General features: G+C 53.4%; 13 protein-coding genes. 10 read left to right on the top strand and 3 right to left on the bottom strand.

The genetic code is table 11. The features are described 5' to 3' along the window. The first annotated feature begins 104 nt into the window (after positions 1–104). The 4 genes from P1S59_04000 to P1S59_03985 all read left to right on the top strand — a co-directional run bounded on the left by P1S59_04000 (position 105) and on the right by P1S59_03985 (position 3,217). On the top strand, positions 105–311 hold the full coding sequence (locus P1S59_04000; GenBank protein MDF1525420.1) for a 4Fe-4S dicluster domain-containing protein: 207 nt from the start codon (positions 105–107) through the stop codon (positions 309–311). Positions 312–373: 62 nt separating this feature from the next. Continuing rightward, positions 374–1,435 carry a 3-methyl-2-oxobutanoate dehydrogenase subunit VorB gene (locus P1S59_03995; GenBank protein ID MDF1525419.1) on the top strand — a complete coding sequence of 354 codons (1,062 nt, stop codon included), beginning with the start codon at positions 374–376 and terminating at the stop codon, positions 1,433–1,435. Between the two features lie 240 nt (positions 1,436–1,675). Continuing rightward, a complete protein-coding gene (locus tag P1S59_03990; GenBank protein MDF1525418.1) occupies positions 1,676–2,422 on the top strand; it encodes a thiamine pyrophosphate-dependent enzyme in 747 nt (248 codons plus the stop codon). 246 nt (positions 2,423–2,668) lie between these two features. Beyond that, entirely contained in the window at positions 2,669–3,217 is a 549-nt protein-coding gene (locus P1S59_03985; GenBank protein ID MDF1525417.1) for a 2-oxoacid:acceptor oxidoreductase family protein, read from the top strand. Positions 3,218–3,249: 32 nt separating this feature from the next. Here P1S59_03985 and P1S59_03980 read toward each other — a convergent pair whose 3' ends face one another. The 3 genes from P1S59_03980 to P1S59_03970 form a co-directional block, all read right to left on the bottom strand. Then, positions 3,250–3,621, bottom strand: a complete 372-nt coding sequence (locus tag P1S59_03980; protein MDF1525416.1) for a DUF2784 domain-containing protein — start codon at positions 3,619–3,621, stop codon at positions 3,250–3,252. A 39-nt stretch (positions 3,622–3,660) separates the two neighbouring features. Further along, the gene (locus P1S59_03975; protein MDF1525415.1) at positions 3,661–4,047 is read right to left on the bottom strand and encodes a four helix bundle protein; all 387 of its coding nucleotides are present in this window, start codon (positions 4,045–4,047) and stop codon (positions 3,661–3,663) included. A 67-nt stretch (positions 4,048–4,114) separates the two neighbouring features. Then, positions 4,115–5,359, bottom strand: coding sequence for an AMP-binding protein (locus tag P1S59_03970; GenBank protein MDF1525414.1), 1,245 nt, complete (start codon positions 5,357–5,359; stop codon positions 4,115–4,117). A gap of 318 nt (positions 5,360–5,677) precedes the next feature. Between P1S59_03970 and P1S59_03965 the strand changes: the two genes are divergently transcribed. From P1S59_03965 to P1S59_03940, 6 genes are all read left to right on the top strand, one after another. Continuing rightward, positions 5,678–7,315: a sulfatase-like hydrolase/transferase gene (locus P1S59_03965; protein MDF1525413.1), complete on the top strand. Its 1,638-nt coding sequence runs from the start codon at positions 5,678–5,680 to the stop codon at positions 7,313–7,315. Positions 7,316–7,591: 276 nt separating this feature from the next. Continuing rightward, complete coding sequence (locus P1S59_03960; protein MDF1525412.1) at positions 7,592–7,915, top strand: metalloregulator ArsR/SmtB family transcription factor; 324 nt, start codon at positions 7,592–7,594, stop codon at positions 7,913–7,915. A 175-nt stretch (positions 7,916–8,090) separates the two neighbouring features. Next, complete coding sequence (locus tag P1S59_03955) at positions 8,091–9,431, top strand: permease (GenBank protein ID MDF1525411.1); 1,341 nt, start codon at positions 8,091–8,093, stop codon at positions 9,429–9,431. 190 nt (positions 9,432–9,621) lie between these two features. Then, a complete protein-coding gene (locus tag P1S59_03950) occupies positions 9,622–9,855 on the top strand; it encodes a thioredoxin family protein (GenBank protein ID MDF1525410.1) in 234 nt (77 codons plus the stop codon). Then, positions 9,852–10,298 (top strand): nitrophenyl compound nitroreductase subunit ArsF family protein, encoded by a 447-nt coding sequence (locus P1S59_03945; protein MDF1525409.1) that lies wholly within the window; start codon positions 9,852–9,854, stop codon positions 10,296–10,298. The genes P1S59_03950 and P1S59_03945 overlap by 4 nt, the downstream gene beginning before the upstream one ends. Continuing rightward, positions 10,298–10,999 carry an aromatic aminobenezylarsenical efflux permease ArsG family transporter gene (locus P1S59_03940; protein MDF1525408.1) on the top strand — a complete coding sequence of 234 codons (702 nt, stop codon included), beginning with the start codon at positions 10,298–10,300 and terminating at the stop codon, positions 10,997–10,999. Before P1S59_03945 ends, P1S59_03940 begins: the two co-directional genes overlap by 1 nt. Positions 11,000–11,071 lie beyond the last annotated feature (72 nt).

The following is an 11,071-nucleotide window of genomic DNA, read 5'->3' as shown; positions in this document are numbered from 1 at the left end:
ACTTACGGAGTGAGTCATTGATTTGGGCGCCCCGCGCGGGGCGCATTGATGACTTTTTGCGAAGTCATCAAACTTGAAACCTGAAACATGAAACTGGATCTTCCATGCCGACAATAAAGATCAACCAAGATAAATGTAAGGGATGTGTCCTGTGTGTTGATGTCTGTCCTCACGGGCTGGTGCGCCAGGGGAAATCTATCAACGACCAGGGCTATCAGTACGTGGTGCTTGATGACCCGGAGGGAAAATGCACCGGCTGCACAGTGTGCGCCATCGTGTGTCCTGATATGTGCGTAGAAGTATATAAATAATGGAGAATCCAGGAGCCAGTAGTTTAATCAATGCAAGCTTCAAGCATTTTCGGAGAATCACTTTGAGCGAAAGTAAACGCATACTCGTAAAAGGTAATGAAGCCCTGTCCATGGGGGCCATTAAGGCTGGGTGCCTCTACTATTTTGGCTATCCCATCACCCCGCAAAATGAAGTCCCCGAATATATGTCAAGGGTTCTGCCCGGACTCGGGGGCGAGTACGTGCAGGCTGAAAGTGAACTTGCCGCCATAAATATGGTCATGGGGGCCTCGGCCCTTGGAGTAAGGTCCATGACCTCATCTTCCAGCCCGGGCATTTCCCTCATGCAGGAGAGTCTTTCCTACATAGCAGGCCAGGAGCTGCCGGCCGTGATCGTCAATGTGGTACGGTGCGGCCCCGGTCTTGGGGGGATCGCAGCATCCCAGAGCGACTACTTCCAGGCCGTCAAGGGTGGTGGGCACGGGGACTACAAGCTTATCGTCCTGGCCCCTGCCAGCGTTCAGGAGATGTACGACCATACGATGCTCGCTTTTCACCTGGCAGACCGGTACAGGAACCCCGTACTGGTTCTGGCCGATGCAGTGCTCGGCCAGATGCAGGAACCTATCGTTGAGAGGGAAGAAGTGCCTCCCGAACCCCGCAAACCGTGGGCTCTTACCGGGGCAAAGGACCGTCCCATGCGCTATCTCAAATCCCTCTACCTCAAGGAGGGGGAGCTTGAAGCGCACAATAAGTTGCTTCAGGAAAAGTACCGGGAGATCGAAAAACATGAGGTCCGGTTTGAGGAGTTCAAGACAGCCGACGCTAACCTCATCGTGACCGCTTTTGGCACCTCGGCACGCATCGTGCGGACAGCGGTTAATATGGCCAGGGAAAAAGGTCTGAAAGTGGGCCTTTTCAGGCCGGAGACCGTTTATCCCTTCCCCAAGGTGCGTTTGAAGACTCTTTCAGAGAGCATCAAGGACTTTCTTGTTGTGGAAATGAACACTGGTCAGATGGTAGAGGATGTCAGGCTCAGCGTCATCGGAGACACCAGTGTCCAGTTCTATGGGCGCCCCGGCGGAGGGATGCCGACGCCGCTGGAGGTGTTGGGAGAGATAGAGAAAAATTATAGTGGACAGTGAACGGTGAAAGGTGAACCGGATAATAGCGGTGATCAGTCATTGGTAATCCAGGGTCAGAGATGCAAGCCTCTGTAACTTGCCAATAATAAGCAATTTTTTCGATTGACAACAAACAAGCAGGAAGTCTTATTTTCACGATTCACGATTCACGATTCACGATTCACGATTCACGATTCACGATTCACGATTCACGATTCACGATTCACGATTCACAATTCACGATTCACAAAGGAAGATACTATGAAAACCGTTTTTTCAAAGCCCCAAGCACTCAACGATGCCGTGATGCATTACTGCCCAGGCTGCAGCCACGGAGTCGCTCACAGGCTGGTGGCAGAAGCCCTCGATCATTACGGGATCACCGAGAGGACTGTAGGGGTTGCCCCCGTGGGCTGCGCTGTACTCATGTACGATTATTTTAATTGCGATATCCAGGAAGCTCCTCATGGCCGAGCCCCCGCCATAGCCACAGGAATGAAGCGGTCCCGCCCTGACCTGATCATTTTTACCTACCAGGGCGACGGGGACCTGGCCTCCATCGGGCTTTCCGAGATCATTCATTGTGCCAACCGTGGCGAGAATATTACGGTCATTTTCATCAACAACACTGTATACGGCATGACAGGGGGCCAGATGGCTCCCACAACACTCCCGGGGCAAAAGACGACGACCTCGCCCTATGGACGCAGCCTCACCGCGAACGGGTATCCCATGAAGATGGCCGAGATGCTGGCCCCCCTTGAGGGAACCTCTTATGTGGGCAGAATGGCGTTGGACACACCAGGCAACACTCTCAAAGCCAGGAAGATGATCTTCAAGGCCTTTGACATGCAGATAAAGGGGATGGGTTTCTCCTTTGTGGAACTCCTGTCCACCTGTCCTACCAACTGGGGGATGTCCCCCAGCCAGTCTATCAAACGGCTGCAGGATGAGTTGATACCTTATTTTCCCCTGGGGGTTTTTAAAGAGAAGGAAGTCGTCGACTGAAATTAGTTTATGCGGGTACTAATAACGGATCATCTGTCCCGCCAAAGGCGGGATTATCGCTAGGAGGTTGCCTCGATCCCGCCACAGGCGGGACCTCCGGTTTCCTCAGTCACGCCATCGGCGTGATGGCCTTGCATCTGACCCATTCTTTGTACCCTTGAAAAAATGGATATGGGGTAACGGTAAAATGGTTGGATTCTCCGATCCACCGACACCCCGATACTCCAATACCAGGAGATAATCAGGATGTACTTTGATGTGTTTATCAGCGGATTCGGCGGTCAGGGGATCCTCCTGGCCGGGCAGCTTCTCGCTGAGGCGGCCATGGAGAAGGGGCTTAACGTTACCTTCTTTCCCTCCTACGGTGTCGAGATGCGAGGCGGGACAGCCCGCTGCACGGTGGTTATCTCTGACGAGGAGATCGGATCTCCCATAGTAGACAGCCCCGGGTGCGTCATCGCCATGAACCAGCCGTCCCTGCTGAGGTTCCAGGATGTCGTGGCAGACGGGGGATTGCTCATTGTAAACAGTTCTCTGGCGAAGATGGGGGATGTCACGAGGGAGGGAGTCCATGTCCATCAGGTTCCCATGAGTGAACTTGCAATAGAGCTTGGAAACTCCCGCCTGACGAACATGGTGGCTCTGGGTGTCTATGCCCAGCTTTCCGGTGCTATTAAACCTGAGGAACTTGGCCAGGCCCTTCAATCGGTTATCCCGGTCCGCAACCAGAAACTCATTCCCCTGAATGAAAAGGCCATCCTGCAGGGCGCTGAGTATGCCGCCCGCACGGACTAATCGCGCACTCACTCATCTTCGCACACACTCACTCACTTCTTCACTTTCCTCACAGGTTTAACCACCATCATGGTCACAACTGTGAGAGCCCCCCAGAAAACGGAGGCGCTCCTGAGGATCCACGGTTGGATCTGTGGATAAAGGGTGGATGACAGGTGCTTGGCCAGGAACGACCTCTCGTAAGTGAATCCGGGATCAGTTTTCCATCGCAGGGTTTCTTCCCATACCGTGAGAGGACAGTACATCCCTGTTGCTGCGAATAACGCTGTTGCCATCATTCCTCCGAAATGGATCCAGCGGAATGTGGGGGATCGGAGCCAAAGACCAAGTGGTAGCCCGAGGATCATGAAGGCGACCCAGAGTAGATGTATGATCATTACTAGATCGGGTAGAATGTTTTTCATCGTGTGTGCGTACGTGCGTGGAGCGTGCGTGCGAAATAATCATATTCTATAACTGATCCACTTGTCTGGAGAACGTGACATACGGTGGAGCACCCGAGAGATGTAATCAAACCGATCATCAAGAAGGTCGAAATTATCCTTTGATAAATATCCGCATCTGTAAGCGAATTCCAGCCATACTCGAGTTTCAGAGGCCTCACCTTCCGCAATGTTAATGGCCGCAACGAACGCTTTCGGGTATCGTCTTTTTCGCCATGCTTCTGAAAGGTCAGCACACACAGATCTGGATGATCTTGTCATCTGATCTGTCATGGGAAAACGTTCTCTATATGGGAGCTGTTTTGAAAGTTCATAAACTTTCATGGCAGCTCCCATAGAGATTTGGTAAACATCAAGATCCCTGCAATCAATTGCCAGTTTCACCATACAAGCTCATTGGCAATTAACAGGCCAATTCGCACAAACGCACGTACGCTTTACTCACGTACGTCGATTATTCCCACTTCCTCCGGTCATCCAGGGGTGCCGCGTCCTCAGGGATCGTTCCTGTCTTGACCTGAACCACTCCGACCCCCAGCTTCAGTACATCCTTGATCCGCTTACCAATAGCTTCAAGGGTGTCGGTGGGCAGATTCTGGCTGCTCTGGACCTCAACGGTCAGGTCGTCCATGGCCCGGTCCCGTGTGATGACGCCCCTGAAACGATCCACCTCGGTGAATTCTGCTATGACCCCGGCAAGCTGCCCCGGGTGTACGAACAGCCCCCGGACCTTGATCACCTGGTCCACCCTGCCGAGAATCCCGGTAAGGCGTGGGCTTTTTCGGCCGCATGGACATTCATCGTACACTGCCGAGGAAAGGTCCCCGGTGGCAAAACGAAAGAGGGTATTGACGGGGTTGATCACTGTCACGATGACCTCACCGGTTTCGCCGGACTGGACCGGGTCATGGGTTTCAGGGTCGAGGATCTCCAGGAGTACTGAAGGATCGAAGTGCAGACCATTGCCCTCCTCGCACTCGTAGGCGATGGCACCAACCTCGGCAGTTCCGTAGCCTTGACGAACCTTGATCCCGTGGTTGTTCTGGAACTCGGTGCGCAGGCTCTCGGGGAGTTTTTCGGCAATAACGAACGCTTTTTCCAGGGCCATGGTCACGCCGACCTCCGCGGCCTTTTCGATGAGAACCGTTAGATAGGACGGCAGGCCCACATAGACGTTGGCTTTGAAATGAGCTGCCTCCTTGACCTGGATCTCGGTGTTGCCGATACCAGCCGGGATCACAGCGCACTCCATGTTGCCCGCTGCCTCCTCGAACATGGCACCGGCGGGGGTCAGGTGGTAGTTGAAACAGTTCAGGACGATGTCCCCTTCGGTGATCCCACAGGCTGCAAAGGCCCGTTCCCATCGGTAGTAGGACTGGAGGCGGCCGTCCGGAACGTAGATGGGGCCGGGCGAGGAATAGATCCTCCTTAATTGGCCTGGGGAAACGGTTATCAGGCTGCCGAAGGGAGGATCGGCTCCCTGGATGCCCGTCATCTCCGACTTCTTGAGGATCGGGAACTTGCGAATGTCATCAGCTGTCTTGAGATCTTCGGGAGTGACACCCGCCTCAGCCAGCCTTTTGACGAACCCGGTAGCTTTCTGCCAGTCTTCTGCCATGAGTTCCCGAATCCGTTTTATCTGAAATTCAAGCATTTCTTCGTGGGGCTGATATTCGATGTCCCTTTCTTTGTTGATCATTGTATCGCTTCCTCCCTTTTGAAGTGGTTAGGTGACAAGAATGCCCACTGGAGACCCTTACGTCAAGAAGGAGAGGAGACCCGAAATCCGCGGATGCAGCCAGGCCCAGGCTGCCTGTGCAGGCTTGTTGCGGGTTTCGGGTGTAGTGAACTACCACGGGCTCACGCCCGCAGAATTACGAATGAGCATTAAAAATCAGACATAAAAATCTGATAGGTTCCTTCAGCAGATTTCCATGTTCGTTGACCGGATCTGCCGTATTGGGTAAGGTGCATCCGGTATTGAACAAGGAACTTTATCGATTCACGGAGAATTTTCATGATAATGGTAATTCGCACCCTGGCCTGGTTCCTGATCCTCACCCTCTACTGGGCGATGGATTGGTTGAACTTTCTTCAGGCCCTAAAGTCAGCTCTGCTGGGCTCTCTGTTCATCCTCGCACTATCGGCCTGGACACTCAGAGACGGCCTGGAGAGCAGGGTCGGCAGATTGTTAAACCTCCTGGTGGTGTTCCTTTTTCTTGTCCTCAGCGGCTTTCATTCCTTCCTGCGGGATGTTTTCGGGGTTGCTCAGGATGATGTTATCGTGGTGGAAGCGATTTTTAATACCAACTCTGGAGAGAGTTCCGAATTTATCCTCCAGAATTTCTGGTCCCTTGGAAAACATCTCCTGATCGTAATACTGGCTGCTGTACTCTACTGGTTTCTGCTGGCTTGGCGGCCAGTATTATTCAGACGATTTTCCAGGGCCGCACATTCCAATGAAAGTGGCCGGAGCCGGATCATAACGATTCCGGCGGTCCTCTTTACCGGGCTCCTGATCCTGGCCCACCTGAACCCGACCCTGAGAAAGGAAAACCCCCTCCTTTACTTCCCCATCCGGCATGCAAAGTGGGAGAGATCCGTCGAAAGTACAAGGGTACTTCAGGATAAGATCACCGCTGCCGTCATTACAGACAGTTCCCTTGCCACCATGAGCCACACAGGGAAAGGCCCCCGTACCGTGGTTTTTCTGATAGGTGAGAGTGTCACGCGGCTCAACTGGTCGATGTACGGCTATTCCCGGAAAACAACCCCTGAACTGGAATCCCTTGGTCCGCAGTTACTCCGTTTCTCTGATGTCGTCACGACTCTCGGTTCCACAGTGGGGGATATCAGACTGATGATTGGCCCCGCGACTCGCGAACGCCCCGAGCTGTATTCGGTAACGCCTGACATCCTCACCATGGCGAGTAAGGCTGGTTATAAGACCTTTTGGATAACCAATCACAGCACCGATATTTCAGGCTCGTTGGCCATTATTGCCGGCCATGCCGACGTGACGATCAACGTGAATCGGGGCGGCTCCCGAGGTGAGGGATCCCATGATGAAGTGATCTTTCCCGAGTTTTCAAAGGCGCTGGATGACCCGGCACCCCGAAAGTTTATCATTCTCCACCTGCTCCAGGCCCATCCCGCTTTCTACTTCCGCTACCCTGAGTCTTTCTCCCGGTTTAACGATGAGGATGATGTCGTTGCCAGGACTATGAGGTCTGACGGGCGCAGCCTTCGTGCCAGAAAAATGCGTAACTATTACGATAACGCCATGCTTTATTCCGATCACATCCTCAAGGCTACCATCGATCTGTGTGCGGCCCGCCCAGGCCAGCCCATCTCATGGTTGTTTGTACCAGATCATGGTGAGGACGTGGGCCACTATTCCAACTTCGTCGGGCACAACAACCGGGTCCCGGCCATGTTCGAGATTCCCTTCCTTTTCTGGAAGTCGGACCGCTTTCCCCTCGCCCTGCCGGAAAAGGACAACCTTCTTACCAGGGCCTACCAGACGGATCTTATCGACCACACTCTCCTGGGGTTGATGGAGATCGAAGGGGACTACTACGATCCTTCCCACAATGTCCTGTCGCCGGATTTTGAACCCACTCCAAGAACGATAGCCGGAAAACCTTACCCCTGAGAGACTCGTAAGTGCGTGAATGCGTGTGTGCGTTGAACCGTATATCGGTGAGTCTGTGGAGCCAAATGACCGTAAGTTCGAAGGCCGTAATTCCGTAAAGGCTTGATGCTTTAAGATCTTACGGACCCACGGACCCACAGACCCACTTACCCACAGACCCACGGACCCACAGACCCACAGACCCACCCTCACACAACACATTCATCTTGACATCCTTGGTTATTTGGCTATGTTGCCAAATAGTGCGATTTGATAGTTCATTCTGGAGGTAGGATCATGTTCAAGACGAACAGAACATATTATGAGAAGCGGTCCCAGGTCTTCAAAGCCCTGGCTCACCCGGCGCGTCTGTTTATGGTGGAGGAGCTGGCATCCGGGGAAAGGTGTGTGTGTGAACTCACCGCCATGCTGGGTCTTGACACCTCCACGGTATCGAAACATCTGTCGGTTCTCAAGAACGCGGGAGTTGTGTCTGACGAAAAACGAGGGCTGATGGTTTACTACAGCATCAAGATGACCTGTGTCCTGGGGTTTATCTCCTGTGTGCAAAAATCCCTTGATGAAGAGGCCAGGCGGCAATTGGCCGAAGTGGGAGGGTAAAAGCAGGTCCAACGTCCAATGTCCAACGGGTGAAAGAACTGGAAGTGCGATGCAAAAAGGTGATGGGCGGACTGATCAATGGAGCATGAATCAGCGCCCTGCATGACAAAGTGAAGCTTAATAAGAGATAAATTTTCGCGGACAGCGATCTGCGAGAGGGAAAGCGAAAATTTATATGGATTGGGAAAAAGAATTTCGGCCGCTGGCCTACATCCTGGGAGCCTTCCTGGTTTTCTTTTTCCTGCCTATCGAGTCGATCCGCCTTCAGGGTGCCATCGTTGAATCTTTCGCCCTGGCAAAATGGTACGCCAGGGAGCACGTGATCCTCTGCCTGGTGCCGGCTTTTTTTATTGCGGGAGCCATCACCGTTTTTGTCAGTCAGAACTCGGTGATGAAGTACCTGGGACCAGCGGCCAACAAGATCCTGGCTTACGGGGTTGCTGCCACCTCGGGGACCATTCTGGCGGTGTGTTCCTGTACAGTACTGCCCCTCTTTGCCGGGATCTACCGCATGGGGGCGGGTCTTGGGCCGGCGGCCGCTTTTCTCTATTCCGGACCGGCCATTAACATCCTTGCGATCATTCTCACTGCACGCATATTAGGACCGGGGTTAGGGATCGCCCGAGCTGTTGGTGCTATTGTTTTTGCTGTAGTGATCGGCCTCCTTATGCATTTTATCTTCCGCAAGGAGGAGGAGGAAAAAACCGCGGCTGCCGGACTTTCCCCGGATGAGGGCAGGCCCCTGTGGCAGACGGTTATCTTCATCGGGCTGCAGGTGGCCATTCTCATCTTCGCAACTTGGGGCAGACCGGATGGAGCCACTGGCCTGTGGGCAGCCATTTACAACGTGAAGTGGCCCCTTGTATCCCTGTTCACGGCGGGTCTGGGTATTGTACTTGTCCGATTCTACTCCATGAGTTGGTGGAAAATAGCTGTGGCCTTTGCGCCGGCAGCGGTTCTGATGATCATGGTCCCGGTGGCTTTATCAGTCGGGGGCGCCATCCAGGGTGTTGTGCAATCGCCTCTGTTCCCGATGCTGGTATTCACTATGGGTGTAGCAGGCCTGTCAGGTGCTCTTGCCGGAGGAGGCAGTGAAAGCAGGTATTGGCTGGAATCCACATGGACCCTTGCCAGGCAGATCATGCCCCTCCTGTTTATTGGAGTTCTCGCAGCCGGGTTTTTCCTGGGTCGCCCGGGTTTTGAAGGGATCATCCCCTCAGGTTGGGTTGCTTCGGCAGTCGGTGGCAACTCCCTGGGAGCCAACCTTTTCGCCTCAGTAGCCGGAGCGTTCATGTACTTTGCCACTCTCACCGAAGTGCCTATTCTCCAGGGTCTACTGGGAGCGGGCATGGGTAAGGGACCTGCCCTGGCACTTCTACTGGCTGGCCCGGCACTGTCTCTTCCAAATATGCTGGTGATCCGGAGTATCATGGGAACGAAAAAAACCGTGGTATTTGTCCTTCTGGTCATTATAATGGCCACGGTTTCGGGGCTCATTTTCGGGGGCCTCGTTTGAATCGACCAGGCGACGCGGAGACGCGGAGACACGGTAAGGGAGTGGGGGAGTATGGTGGAAGGTATCCAGGTATGTAGGTATGTAGGTGTGTACATACTTGGAAACGTAGACACGTAGTTACTTGGATACGTAGACACGTAGATACTTAGACACTTAGTGCTTAGACACAGCAATTTCAATGGAGGTATTCATGAAAAAATTGCAGATTTTAGGCACCGGCTGCCCCAAATGCAACGATTTGGCGGCAAAAACCGAAGAAGCAGCGAAAGAACTGGGAATAGATTACGAAATGGTCAAGGTCTCGGACATTAACGACATAATGGCTTTCGGTGTCATGATGACGCCGGCTCTCGCTGTTGATGGAGAGGTCAAGGTCTCAGGCAAAGTCCCCGGTATTGCTGAGATCAGGGAGCTTATCGGTTGATCAGCAGAAGGGATCCCGACATGCGACTGAAATATCTGGTGGTTGTTTTCATGGTGCTTGCCTTCCTGCTGCCCGTTTCAGGGCAGGCAGATAACGCAAGCGATTCTCCAAAATTCATCGCCACCTACTTCCTCACAAATGTCCGCTGCCCCTCATGCCTGACTATCGAGCGGTTAACGGCCCAAACCATCAAGGCGGAATTCGCCGGCAAGCTTGCTGCGGGTGTCCTTCAGTGGCGCACTATCAACATCGACGGGGAGGGTAATTACCACTTTGTCAAGGACTACAAACTCTACACTAAATCGGTGATCATCTCCGAGATCTCGGAAGGGAAAGAGGTCCGCTGGAAAAACCTGCCAAAGGTGTGGGAGCTCCTGGGAAACGAGGCAAAATTCAGCAGGTACCTCAAGGATGAAATAACCGCCTTTATGGCGGGTCCGTAATGGAAGGTTCTCTGGCCGCATTGGGGACTGCCGTCTGGCTGGGGATCCTTACCTCCATCAGCCCCTGTCCTTTAGCATCCAACATCGCGGCCCTGTCCTACCTCAGTAAAAACGTTCAATCGCGAGGTGCTATTCTGACCTCGGGCGCCTCCTACACGTTGGGCAGAGTGGTGGCCTATGTAGGGGTCAGCGCCATACTGGTTGCCGGTCTGCTCTCAATTTTTTCCCTGTCACACTTCCTTCAGACCTGGACGAACCGTATTATCGGGCCCGTTCTTATCCTGCTGGGGTTTGTGCTGCTTGAATGGATTCGTATCCCCATGCCCTCCATGGGATCGTCAGAACGTCTCGAACGCCTGTCTAAAGGTGGTTCTCCCGGTGCCGCTGCCCTGGGTTTTATTTTCGCCCTTTCCTTTTGCCCTATTTCCGCGGCCCTCTTCTTCGGGAGCCTGATCCCCCTTTCCGTTGAACAGGGTTCAAAGTTTCTCATTCCGTCCCTTTTCGGCATCGGTACCGCTGCCCCGGTGGCTGTCTTCGCTGTCATGATCGCCCTGGGCGCCAGGTCTATAGGAAGGACCTATGAACGGATTACTCTTTTCGCCAAGTGGGCCAAGCGGATAACGGCGATTGTCTTTTTTCTGGCGGGGCTCTATTATTTGCTGACCTACTGGCTGGGGGTGAGTGTCTGGACTGTAACGTAAGTCCCTAGGCCGTGGTTCCGTAGTACCATCAAAACGTTGTTTTGAGAGCCATGGGTCCGTGATTCCGTAAAG

It is taken from the genome of bacterium, from assembly GCA_029210965.1.
GTDB lineage: Bacteria > BMS3Abin14 > BMS3Abin14 > BMS3Abin14 > BMS3Abin14 > JALHUC01.
Note: the sequence above shows the minus strand (reverse complement) of the source record. Positions and strands in the feature narration are given on the sequence as shown.

Bases quoted from the DNA above. Each gene is read 5' to 3' on its own strand.
- P1S59_03990 (MDF1525418.1), top strand. From the start codon at position 1,676: ATGAAAACCGTTTTTTCAAAGCCCCAAGCACTCAACGATGCCGTGATG.
- P1S59_03980 (MDF1525416.1), bottom strand. From the start codon at position 3,621: ATGAAAAACATTCTACCCGATCTAGTAATGATCATACATCTACTCTGG.
- P1S59_03955 (MDF1525411.1), top strand. From the start codon at position 8,091: ATGGATTGGGAAAAAGAATTTCGGCCGCTGGCCTACATCCTGGGAGCC.
- P1S59_04000 (MDF1525420.1), top strand. From the start codon at position 105: ATGCCGACAATAAAGATCAACCAAGATAAATGTAAGGGATGTGTCCTG.
- P1S59_03960 (MDF1525412.1), top strand. From the start codon at position 7,592: ATGTTCAAGACGAACAGAACATATTATGAGAAGCGGTCCCAGGTCTTC.
- P1S59_03970 (MDF1525414.1), bottom strand. From the start codon at position 5,359: ATGATCAACAAAGAAAGGGACATCGAATATCAGCCCCACGAAGAAATG.
- P1S59_03975 (MDF1525415.1), bottom strand. From the start codon at position 4,047: ATGGTGAAACTGGCAATTGATTGCAGGGATCTTGATGTTTACCAAATC.
- P1S59_03985 (MDF1525417.1), top strand. From the start codon at position 2,669: ATGTACTTTGATGTGTTTATCAGCGGATTCGGCGGTCAGGGGATCCTC.
- P1S59_03940 (MDF1525408.1), top strand. From the start codon at position 10,298: ATGGAAGGTTCTCTGGCCGCATTGGGGACTGCCGTCTGGCTGGGGATC.
- P1S59_03965 (MDF1525413.1), top strand. From the start codon at position 5,678: ATGATAATGGTAATTCGCACCCTGGCCTGGTTCCTGATCCTCACCCTC.
- P1S59_03950 (MDF1525410.1), top strand. From the start codon at position 9,622: ATGAAAAAATTGCAGATTTTAGGCACCGGCTGCCCCAAATGCAACGAT.